The sequence below is a fragment of the Collinsella sp. BG-O-102 genome (assembly GCF_023656745.1).
Taxonomy (GTDB): Bacteria; Actinomycetota; Coriobacteriia; order Coriobacteriales; family Coriobacteriaceae; genus Collinsella.
Genome location: NZ_JAMOKO010000001.1, coordinates 1 through 21,777, shown reverse-complemented (window position 1 = coordinate 21,777; position 21,777 = coordinate 1). Strand labels below are relative to the sequence as shown.

Here is a 21,777-nt window from a genome sequence, read left to right as displayed (position 1 = left end):
TTCTTGCGCTCGAATCGAGCTTAGACAAGTTGAAGATTGATAACGACAACGCATGTCACCAGCAGCGCCATCGCCACCGCGGCCAGTACATCCCCCCGGCCAAACGTAAGCGCATGCAGACGCGTGCGTCCCTGTTCGCCGTGATAGCAGCGCGCATCCATGGCGGCCGAAAGCGTCTCGGCATGACGGAACACGCCGGTGAACAGCGGAATCGCCACACTGCCGAGCATGCGCACGCCGCCGAGCGGACCGCCCGTCACGCGCGCGCCGCGACTTGCCTGTGCATCGGCCGTCTGTTTCATCTCGGTGGCAAATTGCGGCATAAACCGCAGCGCGATACCCATAATCATGCCGAGTTCGTGCGCCGGAAGCCCCACGCGCGCAAATGGTGCGAGCAGACGTTCAAAGCCCGCGGTGAGGTCGAGCGTCGGCGTGGTGAGTGTAATGGCGCTCATGCCGGCCATCATCAACGTCAGGCGGCACGCCACAAACGCAGCAGAACGCAGCGAGCCCTCGCTCACCTGCAAAAAGCCAAGCTGCCACAGGATGCGGCCACTCTGGTCGGAAAACAGGTTGAGCACCGCGACTACCACGACAATCGCCAGCAGTGGCGCCATCGATGATAGGACCCGACGCAACGGCACCCGGGTCACAACATAGACCAGCACGACAAACATTGCGACCGGCACCAGCCCGCGGAAGCTGCCAACGGTGAGCACGGTGATCAGAAATGCGAAACCTAGGAGCAACTTGGTGCGCGGGTCCAGTCGATGGACCGCGCTATCTCCAGGATAGTAGCTACCAAACGAAAACGCCTCCATTAGCAGCCCTCCTCTCGCGCGGGCATCTTGGAATCGACCTGGCAGAGGGCGTCCGCGGGCTTGCCCGCACGGCCCATCAGCACGCCGGCCAGCTCATCGGCCAGCGACTCAACCGTATAGAGTTTGTCGCAGCGCAGCGGCACGCCAGTCCCAGCAAGTGCCAACGCCATACGCTGAGCGGCAGGAACACCTAGACCGATCGACTTGAGCTCGTCCGCGTGCGCAAAAACCTGTGCAGGCGTTCCCTCGGCAAACACCGCGCCCTCGTTCATCACAACCATACGGTCGCAACAATTAGCCAAGTCATCCATGCTGTGTGAAACCATGACAACAGTCAGGCCCTCGCGATGGAGCCGATCGATGAGCCCCAGGAAATCCCTGCGCGCAGCCGGATCGAGCCCCGCCATGGGCTCGTCGAGTACCAGGACCTCGGGTTCCATGGCGAGCACGCCGGCAAACGCCACGCGGCGCTGCTGGCCGCCCGAAAGCTCAAAGGGGCTCTTGTCGCCTATCGCGGCGAGATCGAGACCCGCGCGCGCAAGCGATGATGCGACACGACGCGCAACCTCGTCTTGCGGCAGACCAAGGTTGCGCGGGCCAAACGCCACGTCCTGCGACACGGTCTCGGCAAATAGCTGGCGCTCGGGATACTGAAACACCACGCCGACCTTAGCCTTAACCGCGGCGGCGTCTTTCTTGCTTGATAGGTCGAGCCCCAGCGCGCAAACGTTTCCCTCCTGCGGACGAATCAACCCGTTGAGATGCTGAACCAGCGTTGATTTACCCGAGCCGGTATGACCCGCCAGGCCCAGAAACTCGCCACGACGCACCGTCAGCGAAACATCGCGCAGTGCCCAGGGACTGTTTGGATCGTTGCCCCAAAGAGCCTGTTTGCTCGATGCGTCCGCAGTGGTCGCCCGCTTGCGCCATCGACGGCGCTCGCGGGCGCTCAGCGAGTAACTATGTGAGAGATGCGAAATCTCGATAACGGGCTCCGATGCGGCCGCCTCGTTAGTCGCGAAGGATGCATTGTCGAGCATACGAGAATCGGATGCGGAAGGCTGCACTGCGACGTCCGCCCCGCCCCGCTCGGCGTAAACCCGCGCAATCTCGGCGACCATATCTGCCTCGCGCACCTGCGCGCAAACGGAAACGCCCTTCTCACGAAGTGCCCTACCTAGGCAGCACGACGCCGGCATATCCAGGTTGAGCTGCGCAAGTTCGTCCGCCCGCGTCAAGATTTCCTCGGGCTTACCGAGCATGGCAACGCGCCCCGCCCGAAACACCGCGACACGATCGGCCTCGGCGGCCTCTTCCATAAAGTGCGTAATCATCACGATGGTCATACCGCGATCGTGCAACGCGTGGCAAGCCTTCATGAGGCCCTTGCGTCCACGCGGATCGAGCATCGAGGAAGCCTCGTCCAATATGAGCACGCGCGGCTCCATGGCGAGCACGCCGGCAAGCGCCACGCGCTGCTTTTGGCCGCCCGAAAGCGCATGGGTCTCGTGACGCTCAAAGCCCACCAGGCCCACACCCTTCAGCGCCTCGCGTACGCGCTGCGCAATTTGCGCCGACGGCACGCCAAGGTTTTCGGGACCAAACGCAACGTCATCTTCGACAAGCGTTGCCACCAGCTGGTCATCGGGATTCTGGAATACCATGCCCGCGGTCGAACGAATGTCGTAGACCAGCTCGGGGTCGGACGCATCCATGCCGTTGACGCGTACCGTGCCCGCATCGGGCTGCAACAGTGCATTCAGATGCTTGGCAAACGTCGACTTGCCCGACCCATTGCCACCGAGGATGCAGAAAAACTCGCCGTCCTCGATGTTTAGATCGACGCCGTCGAGTGCCGGTGCGGCACCGTCATAGCTAAAGGAAACGCCCCGACACTCAATCATGCGCGGCCTTTGACCTGGTCCTTTTTAGGCGTGATGAGGTTGGAGACCGCCTTATACACCGCAAGCGTCAATACCGAGTTAAGCACGGTCTTGATAAGGTTGAACGGCAGCACGGCAGGAATCATAAGCGGGGCGATCACATCGACCGAGCCATACCAGAACCATACGCCAATGGTAAGGTTTGCGACCATAGACAACGCCGTAGCGGCAATAACGCCGAGCACCAGACCAATCACGGCACCCTTATAGGTATGCATCTTCTGATAGACGATAGCCGCGGGCAGAATGTAGCCCAGCGTGGCAACCAGGTTCATAAGCGCACCGACCCAGTCGCCCGTGGTAAGCGCATGGATAACAATCGCCATAGCGGCAACAGCGGTGCCGGCACCAGGGCCATACGCAAATCCACACACCATCGCCGGCACCAGCGACGGGTCATACGTCAAAAACGGCGCCGAAGGAAGGATAGGCAGCTGCACATACATAAACAGGGCGCCCAAGGCGCACATCAACGCCATGGTAACGAGCTGTTTGGTGCTCCACCTATTCGTGTTCTCAAAATGGATATGCTGCGACTGTTCAGACATAAGATCACCTGCCTCTTTCATCCGGACTCTAACCGTTGGTACTGGGATTTCACCAGTTCAGCCTGCATGCGAACCAACACACGCACGGGTCGCGGACTCATCGGCTCGGCCGCAGGCATCTCGTCTGCGCCACGGCACCCCTTTGGCACCGCCCGATTTACCGCCAGTGGGGAATTTCACCCCGCCCTGAAACAGCAATTGCAAGTGTAGCACCAGCAGGCTTTTGCGCAAGTATGCCAAGGGTAATTTATGGTGGGGATCAGTTGCCGCAACAACCACGTTCCCCACCCATCCCAAAGTGATGCGCCTTTCGCGCAAAGCGCGAAACAGCAACCGGGATACGTATCCCTATCAGCCACGATCTCCGCCCACGCCGACCTCAAGGCCGTAAACGCAGGGAATCCGGGGGCGTGACGGGGGTTTCTCTCCGGAACATTCCGCAGGACGCAAAGAGGCTCCGCAGCGCGAAGCGCGATGCGGAGCCTCTTTGCATGTCCGAGGACGTTCCGGAGAGAAACCCCCGTCACGCCCCCGGATTCCCGGTGGGAGTTCTAGACCTTGTCGGCCTTAGTACATACCGCCGCCCTGCTGACCAGCGGTAGCAGCAGCGATAGCGTCCTCAAGCTGAGTGTTCTTGGGCACATCGGAGACGGTAGCCTCGGTGATGAGGATCAGGCTGGCGACAGAAGCAGCGTTCTGCAGGGTGACGCGGCTGACCTTGACGGGGTCGAGGACGCCCATCTCGATCATGTCGCCCCACTCGCCGTTGGCAGAGTTGAGACCCTGGCCGGCGGGCAGCTCGGCAACCTTGTCGACCACGACAGCGCCCTCAAAGCCAGCGTTCTTGGCGATGGTAGCGACCGGAGCGGTCAGAGCCTTCTTGACGATGTCGACACCGATCTTCTCCTCGGGGTCGTCAATCTCGACAGCATCGAGCGCAGGAGCAGCGTCCATGAAGGCGACGCCGCCACCGGCGACAATGCCCTCCTCGACAGCAGCACGGGTAGCCTGCAGGGCGTCCTCGACGCGGTGCTTGATCTCCTTGAGCTCGGACTCGGTAGCAGCGCCGACCTTGATGACGGCAACGCCACCGGAGAGCTTGGCCAGGCGCTCCTGGAGCTTCTCGCGGTCGAAGTCAGAGGTGGTGTTCTCCATCTCGCCCTTGATCTGAGCGATGCGAGCGTCGATGGCCTCCTTGGAGCCAGCGCCGCCGACGACGACGGTGTTGTCCTTGGAGATGGTGACGGACTTAGCGGTACCGAGCATATCGGCGGTGATGTCAGCGACCTTCACGCCCAGCTCGTCCAGAGCGGCCTGGCCACCGGTGAGGACGGCGATGTCCTCGAGGATGCGCTTGCGGCGATCGCCGTAGCCCGGAGCCTTGACGGCGCAGACGTTGAGAGCGCCACGGATCTTGTTGAGGACCAGGGTAGGCAGAGCCTCGCCGTCGATGTCCTCAGCGATGATGAGCAGGCCACGGCCAGCGCGCTGGACAGCCTCGAGAACGGGCATGATGTCCTGAACGCTGGAGATCTTCTGGTCGGTGATGAGGATGTACGGATCCTTCATCACGGCCTCCATGCGGTCGTTGTCCGTGACGAAGTAAGCGGAGACATAGCCCTTGTCGAACTGCATGCCCTCGACGGTGTCGATGGTGATGTCGAACGTCTGGGAATCCTCGACGGTGATGACGCCGTCCTTGCCCACGACCTCCATGGCCTCGGCGATCTTCTCGCCGACCTCGGGGTCACCGGCAGAGATGGTACCGACGGAAGCAATCTGCTCCTTGGTCTCGACCGGCTTGGCCTGCTTCTTCATCTCGGCGACGGCGGCGTTGACGGCCTTGTCGATGCCGCGACGGATGGCCAGCGGGTTAGCGCCAGCAGCAACGTTGCGCAGACCGTCGTTGACGATGGCCTGAGCGAGCAGGGTTGCGGTGGTGGTGCCGTCACCCACGGTGTCGTTGGTCTTGGTGGCGACCTCCTTCACCAGCTGGGCGCCCATGTTCTCGATGTTGTCCTCGAGCTCAATCTCCTTGGCGACGGAAACGCCGTCGTTGGTGATGGTCGGAGCACCGAACGTACGCTGCAGCGCAACGTAGCGACCCTTGGGGCCCATGGTGACGGTTACGGCGTCGGCCAGAGTGTTGACGCCCTTGGCAAGCTTAGCGCGGGCATCGGTGTTGAACGTAATGTTCTTTGCCATGGTAGGTAATCCTCCAAAAGAAATGTGACTCGCGTCGCCGCTTCCGAGTCCTATGCGGCGGGCGCGTTCAAAGACGAATCAGAGATTCTGACGAGACTAGGCCTCGACGACAGCGTAGATGTCGTCGGCGCGCATCAGCAGATACTTCTCGCCGTCGACCTTGACCTCGTTGCCACCGAACTTACCGTAGATGACAACGTCACCGACCTTGACGTCCATGGGGATGCGCTCACCCTTGTCGTTGACCTTGCCGGCGCCAACGGCAACGATGGTGCCGCGCTGCGGCTTCTCCTGGGCGTTGCTGGCGATGTACAGACCAGAAGCGGTCTTCTGCTCGGCCTCGTCGGGCTTGACCAGAACACGATCTGCAAGCGGCTTCAAAGACGACATGCTTGTCTCCTCCTTTTTGGGCCGCGTGGTTATGCCACGCGAATTAACCCTTTTTGTTTGCGTACGCGTTGAATGGTACCCACGAATGGCGGGTTATACAACACGGAGTCAAAAAATCTTATTTTTTGGCACTTAGATTTTCTGAATGCCGGGGGATAACTTAGAAGTGGCTCCCGGGGCGGACCGGAGGGCATGAAGTTTGCTGCTCTACAGTCCTGCGCAAGACGGAAAGCACATTAAGTGCTTTCCTTTGCGTGCGGAACTCGCGACAAACTTCATGCCCTCCGGTCCGCCCCGGGAGCCAGGTTGACTAACTAGGGCCCGGAATTCAGAGAAGTCAGTGCAGCAAAATGGCGATGCGGATGGAATGCACAAGATAGGGGCACGTTGTTGGGACGCGCTCTTTTAAGTTGCGGTGGAATAGTTCCTGTTTTTGGGCTTGAAGGCCGATTTTAGGGACTATTTCACCGCAACTGAGGTGTGGATGTGGGGTTAGCGCTCGTAAATCAAGTTACCTGCCAGGTAGGTGGCCTGAACCTTGGTGGCTTGCAGTTCTTGGGGGTCGATGGTGAGTGGGTTTTGATCCAGGACTACCAGGTCGGCGTATTTGCCGGGTTCCAGGCTGCCGAGGTTTTGCTCGTCGCCCGCTGCGTACGCGCTGCCCAGGGTGTAGTTGCGCAGGGCTGTTGCTGCATCGATGCGCTCGCTCGGCAGCCAGCCGCCCTCGGGCCAGTGGCTTTTGGGGTCCTGGCGCGTGATAGCCGTGTAGAGCACGTTCATGCTGGTAACAGCTGTGATGGGGCTGTCGGTACCGAAGGCTTGGCGAATGCCGCGCTGCTTATAGGTTGCGAACGGCCACATGATGCGGCTGCGCTCCAAGCCCAGGTCGCGCTCCGGACCACCCGGGTCGAGCGTGATATGGCAGGGCTGGCTCGAGGCAACCACGTCGAGCTTGCGCAGGCGGTCGATGTCCTCGGGCAAGAGGTTCTCCAGATGCTCAAGCGTGTTATGACCGTGCTGGGGCAGGCCGTACAGGTCGGCCGCTTCCTCGAAGATATCCAGCGCGGCATGAATCGCACCGTCACCAATGACGTGGATGCGCACGGTGTGACCGCGCTCCGCGGCCGCCAGAACCAGTTTGCGCATGCGCTCAGCCGGAACCGTCAGACGGCCCTGGTCGCCCGGGAAGCGCGGATTGGTATAGGGCTCGGTGAGATATGCCGTGTGTTCGCTCGACACGCCATCGAAGAACTGCTTAAAACCAGGCGCCGAGAGCAGCGCGTTGTTCGCGTAGCGGGTCTGCAGTTCTTCTAAGCGCGATTGGTCATCCAGCAGTGTGGGGAATAGATGGGCTCGGATGCCCAGTTTGCCGGCTGCCTGCAGTTTGTCGTAGACGTCGTCGCGGATAAAATCGCAGCCCGGCATGGGCATGAGCGACATATCGCAGATCGAGGTGATGCCCTGCTCGGCCATACGCTTCATCTGGTCGGCGTAAGCGCTCGCGATGCGGTCCTCGCCCAGCCACTCCAGGCAGCGCGGTAGCAGCTGCATGGCAGCCGCCTCGTGAGCAATGCCCGTGAGCTCGCCGTTTGCATCCTTGTCGTAGCTGCCGCCCGCTGGCGGCTCGCTGTCGCGTGTGACGCCGAGCGCCTCGAGTGCGCGGCTGTTGAGCCAAAGCGTATGCCCGTCGCCCGAATACATAACGCAGGGACGATCGGGGAATGCCGCATCGAGCGACGCCTTGGTAGGATGCTCGGGCGGGTCCCAACGGTAGTCGCGCCAGCCCTGCGTCACAACCCAAGCGTCATCGGGCAGGTCCTGGGAAAACTCGAGCGCATGTTGCACCAGCGCCGCCTCGGACGTGCCCATATCCATAAGCATGTACGGCGAGGAACCGACCGAGGTATGGAAGAAGTGCAGATGAGCGTCATGGAAACCGGGGCAGACAAACTGCTCGCCGTAGTCGATAACCGACGTGGCGGCGGGAGCGGCGGCGATCACGTCATCGGGCGCACCGACTGCGACGATACGGTCGCCTGCGATGGCAATCGCCAGCTCGCGGGCGGTATCGATGCCGTCTTGCGCGGTAAAGACGTTCTTGGAGCGGATAATCCGATCGATATGTTGCATGGGCATCCCCATCTCTGGCAGGAAATTCAACACCCCCGAGTGTACTCCCCCGCCCTTGTAACAAAACCCCAAGCGGCAAACGGCAACTTTACCAGCCCTAGCGGCAGGTGGCATACTGGAGAGAGCCTGTACGATTTTGCGATCAACCCAGCAAGGAGCAAATCGACCATGACGAAGACCAAGGCACAGCAGATTATGGCGGCGACCGAGGCTCGCGCGGCTGACGACGTCACCGCAGCCATCAAAGATATCGCTACCGAGTTTGAACCCTATATCATCAAGCAGCGCCGGCACTTCCATAAGCACCCGGAGCTGAGCCTTGCCGAGGAGCGCACGACCTCCGACATCGCCAACCAGCTCGACGCCATGAATATCCCCTATGAGCGTCCCCTTAAGACGGGTCTGGTGGCGACCCTTCGCGGCACCGCGCCCGATGCCTACCGCGAGGACGGCACGCCGCGCCGCCGCATCCTGCTGCGTGCGGATATCGACGCCCTGCCCGTCACCGAGCAGACCGGCGAGGAATTTGCCAGCGTCAACGAGGGCTGCATGCACGCCTGCGGCCACGACTGCCACATCGCCATGATGCTCGGCACGCTGCAGATTCTGCGCCATATGACCGACGACATCCACGGCGAGGTCCGCATCGTCTTCCAGCCCAGCGAGGAAAACGGCCAGGGCGCCAAGCTCATGATCGGCACGGGTGTGCTCGACGGCGTCGATGGCGCCTACGCCGCGCACATCTGGAGTGAGGTCGACGCCGGCACCGTGAGCTGCGAGCCCGGCCCGCGCATGGCCAATACCGACTGGTTCCGCATCGACGTCCGCGGCACCTCATGCCACGGCGCCATGCCCCAGCGCGGCCACGACGCCGTTATGGTTGCCGCCGAGATCGTCAACGCTCTGCAGACCATCGTCTCGCGCGAGATCAGCCCCTATGAGCCGGCTGTCATCACCGTCGGCGAGCTGCACGGCGGCACCGCGCGCAACGTTATCGCCGGCACGGCCTACCTTGCCGGCACGGTGCGCACCTACGGAGATTCGACCCACGAGGAAATGCCGGAGCTTATGCGCCGCATCGTGGAGCATACCGCGGCCGCCTTGGGCGCCGAGGCAGAGCTCACCGACTACACCATCGCCAACTACAAGGTCGAAAACGACGCCGCCTCGAGCGAGCGCTGCCGTCAGGCTGTAATCAAGTGCCTGGGCCCCACCGGTCAAGGCCATTACCGTGGCACGCTTTCGGGCGAGGATTTTTCGGAGTACCTGCGCCGCGTGCCGGGCGTGCTCGCCTTTGTAGGTACGCGCAACCCCAAGATTGGTGCCACGTACGCCCAACATTCCTGCTTCTACAAGATCGACGAGACCGTGCTGGCAAAGGGCTCCATGGTGGCCGCCCAGTATGCTATCGACTTTTTGGCCGAGCCCACGCAAGAGGAGCTCGACGGCCCCACGATCGCCGCGGTTGCCGAGACCAACCCCGACTTGGCCGCCAAGCTGCGCTCTGCCAAGGCAACAGCCGCTGAGGCGCGCGACGCCATGCACGATGCTCGCACCGCTCGCCATGCTGCAATCAAGGGCATCCACGATGCGCGGGCTGCCGCTCGCCACGAGGAGAAGCGCGACGAGTAGCCATCACGCCCACCCATAACAACCTGGCTAGAGCAAAGCGGGGGCGAACGTTATCTCAACGTTCGCCCCCGCTTATGTGTCGACCGCTTTTCTAGCGCGTCCTCCGTCACGACAGGAAAGAGCGAAGGATGGTGAGCCAGCGTGGGGGTTCGAGGTGGATGATGTCGTCGGGGACTCCGGCGGGCGCATGGCCGCCAAAGAGTAGGCCGGCATCTACCGGATTGATGAGGCGCACGATCCATACGGCGATGACCAGCATGCACAACACGGTGACTGCAATGTCGACACCACGCTTTAGCTTGCTCGATGCCACCTCCTCGCGCACGAACGCGAGCACAAACGCAATCGGCACCACCCAAAACAGCGGATGGTAGGCAAAGGCCGCCGCAAAATCGAGACGCAGCGCCGCCAGCCACGCCCTCGTCATGCCGCATCCCGGACAAGGAGCGCCCGTCATCATTCGAAAAATGCAGCCGATATCGAGCAGGTAGAGCGCGAGCCAGGCAACAAAGAGCGCGCCGGTGCAAAAAAGGGCGCGGCGAAGGAGCTCTGCCGTGCCCCTATGTCCCTGGGAGCTGTTCACGCCGCCCTTATTGTTAGGCACGAGCGCCAAGGCGAGTGTTGTAAGCCGTTGCCATGGCATTGGTATTATTGATGATGATGTTCATAGCGAAGATGGGACCAAGGCCGCACAGGAGCGCGCCGAAGATCTGCCACAGAAGAACGGTGGTGCCGTTTTCCTGGAACACCAGGCCGTAGCGAGGAGCGTTGGCCTGCAGGCGGTTGCCAATCTTGTAATACCAGTAGTACGCGTAGAAGCCGCAGGTCACAAACGATAGAAGGATGAATTCCGCCAGACCCGGCGTGTAATCGCCGTCATCCTGACACAACGTGTTGACGTCGCGTGCCAAGCAATACAGGAAGTAGAACGAATAGATACCGCAGGTCACAAGAGAGAGCAGCAGCCAGCCGATCAGGCTGCGGTCAGCCTTAATGGGGCCATAGCCCATCGGAGCGGATGCGGACTGTTGGGCGTATTGACCGGTGTACTGCTGCTGAGGCTGGGGCACGGGCTGAATAGCCTGGGCCGGAGCGGGCTGGGGCTGCGGGGCCGGAGCGGCAGAAGCGGCACCAACGGCGGATCCGCAAACAGGGCAGAATTTGGCATCATCCGAAATGGGAGAACCACAAGTGGGACAGAACATGAGCCTCTCCTTTTCCTAAGGCGTCGCACGCCTTCAAACCTTACACGTCTACGTTCTCAACAATAGCCGCGACGTTGTTGCGCAACATTGACCAATTTCCGAGAAATTTTGCTGCAACCGTTTTCCCAGGCATTTTCTTGCTTTCGCAGTAGAAAAAGGCACCCCGGGCTCAGTTGCCCAGGGCGCCTCGACCGGCTATTCGGTTTGATTGTTTTCGGCAGCAGGATTATCGCCCGGCTCATCCGCCGGCGTGGCAACGGCATCCCAATCGGGCTCCGCAGGCGTCGCCTCGGACGCCGGTGCGGGGACAGGAGCAGGTGCCGGGGCAGGGGCAGGCGCGGGTGCCGGGGCAGGTGCAGGCGCGGGTGCCGGGGCAGGCGCAGCACCAGTGGCTGCCGTGGGATTGAATCCCGCAGGAGCAGGCTTCTTCTCACCCGGGAGCACAAAAGTCAAAACGTCGTCCTTGTCCTCATCGGCCCATTCGCTTGCATAACGTGCAGCCCAATAGCCAACGGCACGGTGCTTGAGCATCTTGCCAAAGACCGTAAGGAACACCGTGACGAATGCAATCAGCACCAGGAACAATACGAGCGTGACACCACCGGCGGTAACAATCGCCTCGATACCCGTGGGGCGATAGTAATAGCCGTACGCGCCAATTCCGGCGATGGCACCAAAGACAGCTGTCAAGATCCACGTAATGGCGTTGGAAACCAGGCCCGTCAAAAACTCGGGAAGGAACGAAGCGCAGAACAGCTTGGTCTTGTTGTGCTTAAACGCCGCCCAGACCTTGTCGAGCGAAAACGCGCTCTCCACACGACCGGTCACCGCAAAGTGCATCACGGCGATGTCGGCGAACATCTTAAAGAAGACCCCCAGGACCGCCGTGGCAATCATAGCCAGGACAAGCAGGCCAAGCGAGCCAAACAGCGCTGCCTCGAGTGCATAGGAGCCGTAATACGAATACGAGCCCGCGGCGCCAATTACCACGCTCTCCACCAGCGAAAGCACTACACCGATAACGGGAATGGCAGCGATAACCTCGAGCACGACCGAGATAACGCTCGAAAAGACTCCGAGGCCAAACGACGTGGAACGCATGAGTGGACGATCCATACCGCCATCAACCTTGAGCGACAGATCGCGACCCCACTCAATACCAAAGCCGGAACCACACACGCTCGCAATGCAAGCTGCCAAAAAGCCGATGGCAGCTGCAATGCCGCCAATAACGGGAATAAACAGCACGAGTACCGACACAACACAAATCAGCGCCGGTAAAAAGGCAATCTGGCACACGCGCTGCAGCACGCCCGGAGTCTTGGTCATATCCTCAAACGCCTGAGCCACACAGCCCTTGGACGCATTCGCCACGGGCGGTTGCGGAACAAACTGCTGGGGCTGACCCTGAGGGGCAGAGGCTGCGGCACCGGCATTGGGGGCACCACACGTGCCGCAGAACTTGCGTTATCGCCCATGGGGGCGCCACACTGCGAGCAGAACATAGAATCATCCCTTCGTATCTTGAACGAATCACTTGGATCGCAAACGATGTCTTTAGCATCATTATTGCCCAATGTGGGGTCAAATACTCAAAGATGACCGATTTGCAAGGTACACGGCGCCGGCAGGCGGTTCGTTGAATACGTCTGCGTTAGTTCGTTCCGCGGAAACCCTTGCCGACGATCTCGGAGCTGTCGACAATCGTGATAAAGGCACCCGGATCGACTTCGCGCGCATAGCGGCGCAGTTGCACGGCCTCGCGACGGCTTAGCACGCTCATGATCACCGTCACGCACTTGCCCGAGAAAGCACCGTAGCCGCGGCTGATAGTCGCCGTACGGTTGAGATGCTTGACGATAAACTCCTCGACCTTAAGGGGCTCGGAGCAAATGACCGTGCAGACTTTACGCAGGTGGATGCTCTCGATGGCTTTGTCGACCACAAGCGTCTTGGCAAACAGGCCGAGCACGCAATACAGACCGACGCGCGGGCCGTACAAGAAGGCCGCGATGGTCACGATGCCGATATCGACCAACAGCAGGGCGCGGCCAATCTCGAGCGTCGTGCGACGTTTGAGGATCATGGCGAGAATGTCCGTGCCGCCCGTCGAGGCACCAATATCAAAGACGATGGCGCTGCCGAGCGCCGGCAGAATCACGGCAAAGCACAGGTCGAGCCACATATCGCCCGTCATCGAGACATCGGTCGGAATAAAGAGCTCAAACAGCGAAACATAGGCGGACAGCGCAAACGAGGCAAAGACGCTCCACAGGATTGCTTTACGCTCCAAAAAGATAAAACCCAAAACGACGAGAACCGCGTTGATAATCCACATAAAGACGCCGACGGGCAGGGTCGGAAACAGCGTGGACAGAATGACCGACACGCCCGAGGTGCCGCCAAAAGCAAAGTGATTAGGGGTTTTAAACGCAACGATGGCAAAGGCCGTGAGGATCAGGCCCAGATTGAGCTCGGCAAAAAAGCGCGGAAAGCCCGGCTCCTGGCTGCGCTTGCGACCAGCGCGCTCGCCCCGCTCGATAACATCGCGATCGACCACGCGCTCCATCGGCACTACGGGAGGACGATGCACCTCCTCGGCAGCACGCGACGCCGCCTCTGCCGCAGCGGCCTCAATTGCCCATGCCTTGCTTTCTGTTTCGTGCTCGTCGGCCATTACGGTAACCCCTCGTTAACAATTTGGAAACAATGCGCCCATTAGAGTAACGCGGAACGTGGGGATTGCAACCCTTAGTTAGACGAGCGGTATGACTATATCGGGAGCGTACAAAAACGGCCGGCCACGCTTTTGCTTGCGCGGTCGGCCGTTTAATGTTTTCGCAGATAAAACCTGCCAAAACAAACCTGTCCCTTTTTGGAAGGTTATTCGTGCTGGCTGGTGCGGTGCTCGTACTCCTCGGGGGTGATGACATCCTCGATGCGCAGGTTGACGCCCGCCACCTCAAGGCCGGTCATCGCGGCAAGGCGCTCGGTGACACGTGCCTTAACATCGTCGAAGATCGCGGGCGCATAGGCGCCGTACTCGATGATGACGGAAATGTTGACGACCACGCGATTATCGTCGGTGACCTCGACCGTCACGCCCTTGGTCAGATTCTCGGCACCAAACTGCTCCTGCACAAAGTGCATGAGGTTACCCTTCATGCCCAGAACGTGCGGAACCTCGCGGGTGGCCATGGCAACGATCTTCTCGATCACGCCGTTGGAATAGGTCAGCGAGTCCTCGGACTCATCCGCTTCCTCGTCGTCCTCATCCTCATCGGACTCGGCCTCGACAAGAGCCTCGTCCTCGAGCGTCACGTCCTCGGCTTCGGCGACGACCGCTTCGTTCTCCTCGAGCTCGGTATCGGTCACATCGACCTTCGTGTTAAAAGCCATGGTTCCTCCTTATGCCTGCCGCGGATGCGACAGTCGAATACATATTAGCGGCCGCTAAACAGACGGCCGAAGAAGTTGACGATCCCGTTCTCGCCGTCGCGAATTTGGCCGATCACAGCGCCGATCAGCACGAAGAATGCAATGACGAGCGTGTCCCACAGGCCCAACGTGAGCACCAACACGGCGAGGATAAAGCCGGCGACGGCGCCGAGCGTGGTGTTGGGATGACGCACAGCATAGCTCCAGATGGCAGCGCCCGTACCCTTGATGAGACCCATAGCCTCGTCAAAATCCGCGGCTACCGCGTCTTGTAACTCGGTTGCCTCTGCTTTGGAATCAACAGGTTCGCTCGCCGACGTGGCGCTCTGGTCAATCGTCAGGCGCGGCGTACGAGCGGTCTTATCTTGATTGGTATCACTCACCGGAAACCTCCACGGTCTGGACGGTAGTCTTGGACGGCAAAAAACGGACGCGCGCGGTCGTACCCGGCGCGCCGAGCATGGTATCGCAGGCTTCTTCGATGCGCTGCTGCATCGCGGTAGCCAGAGATGCCACGTCCTTATCATCAAGCGCGATAGCCTCGACCTTAAAACGGACGTGCGAATCGTCGGGACCTTGGACGCGAGCCTCGACATGCTCGACCATCACGCGGTCGTCGCGCTCGGCAGCAACCCTGGCACACGAAGAAAGCGCCGCAAGGGTAACCTCGATATTGCGCTCCCCCGCCGGATGCACGCAGGACGGTTCGCGACGGGCGAACATCAGGCGGAAAAAGCTCAGCAGTACGCCGATCGCCACGACGCCGGCGCACGCCGTCACGACGATGCGCGGCATGGGGTCGCGCATCAGCAGCATAAAGCGATACGTATACGGCCCCCAAAACTGGCAGACAAGCGTACCCAGTGCCACGATGGTGGCGGCAAGATACACGATCGCTAGGGCTCGTTTGAGTACGCGCACGCGGCGCTCCCTTCAAATCTCGGCTCTCGAAATGCAGAACGGTTCGCATCATTATAAAAGAGCCGGGTCCGGTGCTCTACGCACGCGGATCCGGCTCATCTATTCCACGAGGCTTGCATGCTCGCTTCATTATGCCCAGATATGCACGGCTCAATCCGTGCTGGCGCTACTCCTCCTCAAGGGCAGCGATGACCTCGTCGGTCATGTCCATGGTGCTGTAGACGTCCTGGACGTCGTCGAGCTCCTCAAGACGGTCGATGAGGCGCTGGACCTTCTTGGCGTCGGTACCAGAGACCTCGGTCGGGGTGGTCGGGACCATGGTGGTCTCGGAACCCTTGACCTGGACGCCCTGCTCCTCGAGCGCCTTGGAGACAGCCATGACGTCGTTCGCAGCAGTCCAGACGATCCACTCCTCGCCGGCATCCTCGTAGTCCTCGCCACCGGCCTCGGCGATAGCCATCATGAACTCATCCTCGTCACCGGCAGCACCGTTGGCGATCATGGTCTCCTTCTTGGCGTTCTCATCCAGGATCTCCTTGGCGACGACGATCTGGCCCTTGCGCTCAAACTGGAAGGCGACGGAGCCGGAGGTGCCCAGGTTGCCACCAGCGTGGGAGAAGGCGGAACGGACATCAGCGGCGGTACGGTTGCGGTTGTCGGTCAGGCAGTCGACGTAGACGGCGACACCGGCGGGACCGTAGCCCTCGTACACGATGTTCTCGTAGACGGCGGCGTCAGCACCCGAACCAAAAGCCTTGTCGATAGCGGACTTGATCTTGTCCTTAGGCATGGACTGAGCCTTGGCCTTGGCAACGGCAGCGGCGAGGCTGGCGTTGTTCTCGGGCAGCGGGTCACCGCCGAGACGGGCAGCAACAGTGATGTTGCGGCTGAGCTTGGAGAAGAGGGCGGAACGCTTGGCGTCCTGCGCGCCCTTACGATGCTTGGTTGTGGCCCACTTAGAGTGTCCGGACATACGTGTCTCCTATCGGTTTCGACCTAAAGCCCAGCGCAGATGCTCGGGCAATATAAACAAACGTCGTTATGATATACCTACTAGCCTGCGAGATAAACCCCAAAATGAAGGCGTCGTGATGATGTCCCCTTTGGTGCAAAGAAACCTGACCCCAATGCACCAAGTTAGGACCAGAGGAAGTCGCTGCGGGTGACGGTGGCGCCGATGGCGAAGGGCATGCAGGCGATGACCGGATACAGGTAGCGCATGTAGGTCGAGCCGTTGCACGGACCAATCAGGCACACGGCGAGCACGCCCAACAGCGGCACCCAGATCGCCAGCGCACGCCATGAATGACGACGCAGCAGGTAGACCACCACGGCAATCATGATCCACACATAGGTGGCCGAACTCATGGTGAGCGAAATAAACGGGATGCGCTGCACCGCCACACGGTACAGATTGATCAGGTGGTCACACCAGCGCACAACCTTGCTGTCAACCGGATGGAAGTCGAAGTACTTGAGGTTGTCGGGACGCGCCATGATCTCGGCACTACGCGCCGTGCTGTAGACCCAGGCATCGCGGGCACTCGGATAAAAGTAGCCGTAATAGTTATTGATGAGCGCCGAGATATAGCACTCGGGATCCTTTTTGAACATCTGCGCCCAGACCTCAAAATAGGCCTTGATGTCCTCCTGCGAGGCGTACTCGTTAAAGCGGTTCTTGACGGCATCGGACTTGTCAGGGTTGTAGCGGCGGCCCAGGTTCTCGTACTTGAGCACGCGATCGATCACGACGCGCTCCTCGTCGGTCACCAAACCGTCGCAGGGCGCCTCCACGATGGTGCCGTCCTCCTTTACCGTGGGGTTGACACCCGAGTTGAGGCCATCGTGCTTTTGAACGAAACGAGCCGTCTGCTGGAACGGAATCGAGAGAATTTCGCGCTTGGAGCCGGGCGTGATGTCGTGCGCCGGCATAAAGACCTTGGTGAAGTACATATTAGAGGCAAGGCAGAGCGCGAGCACCGCGAGGACGCCAACCCAGCGGAATCGCGGCGTGACGCATGAGACCGCGGTGCCCGTCTGCTTAGCCGCACGACGAGCGACATGTACATCCCATGCGCAAAACGCCGCCGCAATCACGCAGGCCGCCAACGGAAAGACCAGACCGCCATTGCGCAAAAACGTGGAACCCATGGCGCCCAGAGCGAGCAGTAGCCAGTCGTGGCGCGCAAAGAGCACGGGGGCTTTCTCGCCCGCTCGGTCGACATTGGCATCACGACGGGGCAAGCCACATGCCACGAGCTTGACGGTCTGTACCAGCAGCACCAAAAACGCGTCGGCAAAGAGCACGTCTTTGGTGAGCAGGGCCGCGTAGTTGGAGAACATGGGCATAAACGCAAAGAACAGCAAGATCACGCCGCGGACCGGCAGGCTCACGCCCAGTTTGCGCAGCGACGAAATGGAATAGGCCATGCAGGCAGCCGTGATGACAAATTGAGTGCAGGTATAGATGATGAGGCCCGCGTTAGCGCTGTTGAACAGCGAAAGCCCCAGCTGAACGCACGAGCCGATAATGGCCGTGTGCACTACGGGATGATGCCCGTTGAGCAGCACGCTGGGGTTGAGTAGGCGCAGGTAGTCGCTCGTGCCGTTGGGATAGTTGAACCACTGGCGAATCTGCGCGCCCGTATCTCCCATAAAAAGGCCAGGCAGCGAAGCGATGAGCGTGGGCGCCCAGGCGATCATAAGCACCAGGAAGGGCCCGGCAAAGGGATGGACCGAGAGCACGGCGTGAGCCACACGCCATATACGGCCAAAGTGCGCCTCGGAAAACGGGATGCGCCGAGAGCTCAGCCAATCTAGACACTCAAAAGCCAGATAGAAGGCCACGATCGCTAGGAGCATCCAGCCCGCGCCGCCAATCCAGGCGCAGATAACACGCGCCTTGTCGCCGAGCACGATCTCGGCCGAATCGGTGAGGTCGTAGCTGCGGCCAAACACCATGCAGATCGCAAAGAAGAGCGACGGCAGAACGACCGACGGGCGCCAGGCGTCGCCACGACCAAAGAATACGTAGCGAAACGGCAGCGTGAGCAGGCAGGCAAGCGCAAGCAGCATGACCGCGTCGGTGTGGCCGGCAAACGAGAGAAGCACCTCGTAGCACACGTAGAGCATGCCCGTCGCCTTGGGATCGATCGACAGCACCGCGTTGCTCGACACCGGGGCGGGATCGATGGAAAACGCCGTGGTCGCCAACAACGCGAGCAGAAATGCGATGAGCGTCTGCTTGGCGGGGTAGCGCTTAAACCAGACGATGCGGGCAGCGTCGCGCGCAGCCGTTGTGGAGAGATCGGAATCCTTCACAGTCCGAAAGCCTTTCTAGAAACCTGCCAAAAAGGGACAGGTTTATTTTGGCAGGTTTTATCTGGGGAAACGTTACGGTTCTGTCATCGTTGCCCAGCGAACCACCACAAAGGTGCCTGTCCCCTTTGTGGTGGTTTTGGTTAGGCGTCGAGGTAGACGCGCTGGGGCTGGTTGCGGCGACGGGCGAAGATGATGAGCGCCAGGCCGGCGATCACGAGCGGCAAACTCAGCAGCTGGCCCATGGTGATAACGCCACCCAGCAGATAGCCCAGCTGGGCATCGGGCACGCGCACGAACTCGACGAGGAAGCGGACGATGCCGTAACCCATCACAAACACGCCCATAAACGTGCCCTGGGGCAGCAGCGGCTTTTTGCGGCTGAGCACCTGCAGAATGCAAAAGAGCACGATGCCCTCAAGAAATGCCTCGTAGAGCTGGGAGGGATGACGCGGCATCTCGCCCGCAGTCCCGCCAAAGACCACGCCCCATGGCAGATCGGTCGGCTTGCCCCACAGCTCACCGTTGACAAAGTTGGCACAACGGCCCAGGCACAAGGCCAGCGGCGCGCCGATGACGGCAAGGTCGGCAATGGTCCAGGCGTCGAGCTTATACATGCGGCACACGATGATGCCGCCGATAATGCCGCCGACCAGGCCACCGTGGAAGCTCATGCCGCCCTCGTTGGTGGCAAAGATCTCGAGCGGATGCGCCCAGTAGTAGCCATCACCGTAAAAGATGACGTAGAACAGGCGCGCACCAATAATGAGGCCAAAGACCACGCCGACCACGACACTCGTCAGGTCGTCAATCGTGATGTTAAAGCCCCAGCGACGCTGCGTGCGGTACATGACGACCGCCGTGAGCAGAGCTCCGACCACATAGGCCAGACCATACCAGTAAATCGTGATGGGCCCCGCCGAGATCGCGACGGGGTCAAGCATATGGTAGAGGTCGTTGAGCATATCGATCCCCCTGCTCCCTACATACAAATGCGGCCGCGGGCCTTGCGCTCGCAGCCGCATATCTGGGCGTAACGTCTATGCGGAGCATGTCGTCCGCAGCTTTCGCAGCTTAGAACGGCGCGTACTCGTCGTACAGGTCGTCGGTCTCGCCGGAAGCATTGACCTGCTCGACACGGGTGACGCCGGGCACGTGCTCCTTCAGGATGCGCTCGATGCCCATAGACAGGGTCAGCGAGCTCATGGGGCAGCCGGCGCAGGCGCCCTGCAGCTCCAGCTTGACAACGCCCTCGTCGTCGACGCCCACATACTCCATATCGCCGCCATCGGCCTGCAGGTTGGGGCGAATCTCTTCAAGAACCTTCTTAAGCAGCTCTTCGTTAACAGCCACAGGGGCTCCTTTCTCACAATAACGCGGGCACGCCCGCGGACAGGGGCTATGTTACTACAGCCATGTACCCGCTCACGAGCCATCCATGCGTGCGGACACGACTTTCACGAGCAGTCAATTTGGGACGGGGCTCTTTTAGCTGCTTTTTGTTGCCAGCTGGCGTTGCCACGCGCTACTGCCGAGACTGCCCCTCGGTGCCGATATGAACATCGACGATAACCTGGCGGTAGCTGATGCCGCAGGAGTCGAGGATGCGGCGGCTGATGCGTCCGTCATCGGTGTCGGCGTACTTGTTGTCCAGGTAGACAACCTCGCCCACGCCTACCTGCGCCAAAATCTTGGCGCAGTCATGGCACGGGAACAGCGTGACGTAGACCGTGGAACCCTCGAGATCCTTGAGCGAGCCACGGTAGTTGAGCACGGCGTTTGCCTCGGCATGGACCACGTAGTTGTGCTTGTCCTGCAGCGGGTCGTCGCTCGTACCCCACGGAAAAAAGTCGTCGTTGAGCGCCGAGGGCGTACCGTTGTAGCCCACCGAAAGGATGCGGTGGTTGGTGCTGGCGATGCACGCACCCACCTGCGTGTTGGGATCCTTGCTGCGGCGCTGCGCGGCGATGGCCACGCTCATAAAGAACTCGTCCCAGCTAATGACGTCCAGGCGCTTGCCTGACGAAGTTTGATGAAGATCGTCCGACATGGCAGACACCTCCGAAATCGCAATAGTTTGACCTATTGTAGCAGGTGAAAGGTGGAGGCGTTTGTCCCACCGGCGCCCTCACTTTTACACGCGGCGGGGCTTTTGGTTGATGCGGTAGAGCTCGGCCAGTCCTCGCAGCGTCAGCGCGTCGTCTACCGTCAGGCTATGGCCGACCAACGCCGCGAGCGCCTCGGCATCATCGCCGGTGATGATGATGGGCACGCTGCCCTCGCCCGCCGCCTTGGTCGAGCGCATCTCGGCAAGCACCATATCGAGCATGCCGTCGATGCGGGCCACCTCGCCCAAGACCACGCCCGAGCGCATGGCCTCGCGCGTGTTGCGACCGATCACATGCGTGGGTGCCGAGGGCTCGACCTGCGGCAGGCGCGCCGCAGCCGCCGTAAGCGAGCGGGCGCCAAGTGCCAGACCCGGCGCGATGACGCCGCCGACAAAGGTTCCGTGCGTATCGATGACCTCGATATTGGTCGTAGTGCCCAGGTCGATCACGATGCACGGAGAGCCGTAAACGGCCCGGGCCGCCACGGCGTCGGCGATGCGGTCGGGGCCGATCTCGGCCGGGTCGTCGTAGTGGACGGGCATGCCGGTCTTGAGGCCCGGCCCCACCGTGAGCACGCGCCCCGTGCAGGTGCGGGAAAGTGCCGCCTTCCACGGACGCTCGAGCGCCGGCACCACGCAGCTCAGCACTGCAGCTGCGGGAACGAGCGCGCCGGGCATGCCCGCATCAGCCGCCAGCGCGGCCATGACTTGAGCGAGACGCATACGCGCTTCGTCGGCCGTAATGCTCGACGGCGTGGTGATCTCGCACGTCGCAAGCGGGCATTCCTGCGCCGCGGCCGAATCCTCGGCAAACAGGCCAAAGCGAATGAACGTGTTGCCCACGTCGACCGTCAATATATATGCGCACCCATTAAGCATCGTCGGCGCTCCTTTCGTCTGCCCAGCAGTATATCCCGTAGGCAAGGCAGTCAATTTGGGATGATTATTCTGGGACGGGGATTAAAAAATCATTAGGTACACAATGATTTTTTAATCCCCATTACAGTTTGAGTCGTCCGAAAGGGCGGCTCTTTTCCGTTGCACGGCTATACGATTGAGCCGTACCGGTGGTCGCTGGCCGACCGCCCCGGACGGCCGTCAGCCCCTGCCCCGTAGAGG

The 21,777-nt window shown here is 60.8% G+C and carries 20 protein-coding genes and 1 riboswitch; of the genes, 1 reads left to right on the top strand and 19 read right to left on the bottom strand.

Annotation, left to right across the window (positions count from 1 at the left end; genetic code table 11):
• Nucleotides 1-20: 20 nt before the first annotated feature.
• The 6 genes from NBH09_RS00100 to NBH09_RS00075 all read right to left on the bottom strand — a co-directional run bounded on the left by NBH09_RS00100 (nt 21) and on the right by NBH09_RS00075 (nt 8,043).
• A complete protein-coding gene (locus NBH09_RS00100; protein ID WP_250786721.1) occupies nt 21-821 on the bottom strand; it encodes an energy-coupling factor transporter transmembrane component T family protein in 801 nt (266 codons plus the stop codon).
• The gene (locus NBH09_RS00095) at nt 821-2,725 is read right to left on the bottom strand and encodes an energy-coupling factor transporter ATPase (RefSeq protein ID WP_250786720.1); all 1,905 of its coding nucleotides are present in this window, start codon (nt 2,723-2,725) and stop codon (nt 821-823) included. The genes NBH09_RS00100 and NBH09_RS00095 overlap by 1 nt, the downstream gene beginning before the upstream one ends.
• Complete coding sequence (locus tag NBH09_RS00090) at nt 2,722-3,312, bottom strand: ECF transporter S component (protein WP_055252299.1); 591 nt, start codon at nt 3,310-3,312, stop codon at nt 2,722-2,724. The genes NBH09_RS00095 and NBH09_RS00090 overlap by 4 nt, the downstream gene beginning before the upstream one ends.
• Before the next feature lie 5 nt (nt 3,313-3,317).
• Nucleotides 3,318-3,510, bottom strand: a riboswitch (FMN riboswitch).
• A gap of 369 nt (nt 3,511-3,879) precedes the next feature.
• Nucleotides 3,880-5,517 (bottom strand): chaperonin GroEL, encoded by a 1,638-nt coding sequence (gene groL / locus NBH09_RS00085; RefSeq protein WP_006234938.1) that lies wholly within the window; start codon nt 5,515-5,517, stop codon nt 3,880-3,882.
• A 96-nt stretch (nt 5,518-5,613) separates the two neighbouring features.
• Nucleotides 5,614-5,907 carry a co-chaperone GroES gene (gene groES / locus NBH09_RS00080; protein WP_022094351.1) on the bottom strand — a complete coding sequence of 98 codons (294 nt, stop codon included), beginning with the start codon at nt 5,905-5,907 and terminating at the stop codon, nt 5,614-5,616.
• A 492-nt stretch (nt 5,908-6,399) separates the two neighbouring features.
• Nucleotides 6,400-8,043, bottom strand: a complete 1,644-nt coding sequence (locus NBH09_RS00075; RefSeq protein WP_231500737.1) for an amidohydrolase — start codon at nt 8,041-8,043, stop codon at nt 6,400-6,402.
• Between the two features lie 162 nt (nt 8,044-8,205).
• Between NBH09_RS00075 and NBH09_RS00070 the strand changes: the two genes are divergently transcribed.
• Nucleotides 8,206-9,669, top strand: coding sequence for a M20 family metallopeptidase (locus NBH09_RS00070; RefSeq protein ID WP_117848000.1), 1,464 nt, complete (start codon nt 8,206-8,208; stop codon nt 9,667-9,669).
• A gap of 106 nt (nt 9,670-9,775) precedes the next feature.
• On the opposite strand, the gene NBH09_RS00065 is transcribed toward NBH09_RS00070, so the two are convergent.
• From NBH09_RS00065 to NBH09_RS00005, 13 genes are all read right to left on the bottom strand, one after another.
• Entirely contained in the window at nt 9,776-10,273 is a 498-nt protein-coding gene (locus NBH09_RS00065; RefSeq protein WP_199573591.1) for a DUF2752 domain-containing protein, read from the bottom strand.
• Complete coding sequence (locus NBH09_RS00060) at nt 10,266-10,874, bottom strand: DUF4234 domain-containing protein (RefSeq protein ID WP_117770102.1); 609 nt, start codon at nt 10,872-10,874, stop codon at nt 10,266-10,268. Before NBH09_RS00060 ends, NBH09_RS00065 begins: the two co-directional genes overlap by 8 nt.
• A gap of 195 nt (nt 10,875-11,069) precedes the next feature.
• The gene (locus tag NBH09_RS00055) at nt 11,070-12,224 is read right to left on the bottom strand and encodes a DUF4013 domain-containing protein (RefSeq protein ID WP_250786719.1); all 1,155 of its coding nucleotides are present in this window, start codon (nt 12,222-12,224) and stop codon (nt 11,070-11,072) included.
• Nucleotides 12,225-12,528: 304 nt separating this feature from the next.
• Nucleotides 12,529-13,551, bottom strand: a complete 1,023-nt coding sequence (locus tag NBH09_RS00050) for a YitT family protein (RefSeq protein ID WP_117584120.1) — start codon at nt 13,549-13,551, stop codon at nt 12,529-12,531.
• 206 nt (nt 13,552-13,757) lie between these two features.
• A complete protein-coding gene (locus tag NBH09_RS00045; RefSeq protein ID WP_117736912.1) occupies nt 13,758-14,273 on the bottom strand; it encodes an Asp23/Gls24 family envelope stress response protein in 516 nt (171 codons plus the stop codon).
• 44 nt (nt 14,274-14,317) lie between these two features.
• Nucleotides 14,318-14,695 carry a DUF2273 domain-containing protein gene (locus NBH09_RS00040; RefSeq protein WP_250786718.1) on the bottom strand — a complete coding sequence of 126 codons (378 nt, stop codon included), beginning with the start codon at nt 14,693-14,695 and terminating at the stop codon, nt 14,318-14,320.
• Nucleotides 14,688-15,233: an Asp23/Gls24 family envelope stress response protein gene (locus NBH09_RS00035; RefSeq protein WP_117640268.1), complete on the bottom strand. Its 546-nt coding sequence runs from the start codon at nt 15,231-15,233 to the stop codon at nt 14,688-14,690. The genes NBH09_RS00040 and NBH09_RS00035 overlap by 8 nt, the downstream gene beginning before the upstream one ends.
• Nucleotides 15,234-15,399: 166 nt before the next feature.
• Nucleotides 15,400-16,206, bottom strand: coding sequence for a YebC/PmpR family DNA-binding transcriptional regulator (locus NBH09_RS00030; protein WP_055251993.1), 807 nt, complete (start codon nt 16,204-16,206; stop codon nt 15,400-15,402).
• Nucleotides 16,207-16,370: 164 nt separating this feature from the next.
• The gene (locus NBH09_RS00025) at nt 16,371-18,554 is read right to left on the bottom strand and encodes a DUF6020 family protein (RefSeq protein ID WP_250786717.1); all 2,184 of its coding nucleotides are present in this window, start codon (nt 18,552-18,554) and stop codon (nt 16,371-16,373) included.
• Between the two features lie 140 nt (nt 18,555-18,694).
• A complete protein-coding gene (gene lgt / locus NBH09_RS00020) occupies nt 18,695-19,516 on the bottom strand; it encodes a prolipoprotein diacylglyceryl transferase (RefSeq protein ID WP_250786716.1) in 822 nt (273 codons plus the stop codon).
• A gap of 109 nt (nt 19,517-19,625) precedes the next feature.
• Nucleotides 19,626-19,904 carry a NifU family protein gene (locus NBH09_RS00015; protein ID WP_099432127.1) on the bottom strand — a complete coding sequence of 93 codons (279 nt, stop codon included), beginning with the start codon at nt 19,902-19,904 and terminating at the stop codon, nt 19,626-19,628.
• 172 nt (nt 19,905-20,076) lie between these two features.
• Entirely contained in the window at nt 20,077-20,601 is a 525-nt protein-coding gene (locus NBH09_RS00010; RefSeq protein ID WP_250786715.1) for a deoxycytidylate deaminase, read from the bottom strand.
• 84 nt (nt 20,602-20,685) lie between these two features.
• Nucleotides 20,686-21,537, bottom strand: coding sequence for a type III pantothenate kinase (locus NBH09_RS00005; protein ID WP_250786714.1), 852 nt, complete (start codon nt 21,535-21,537; stop codon nt 20,686-20,688).
• Between the last annotated feature and the right edge of the window lie 240 nt (nt 21,538-21,777).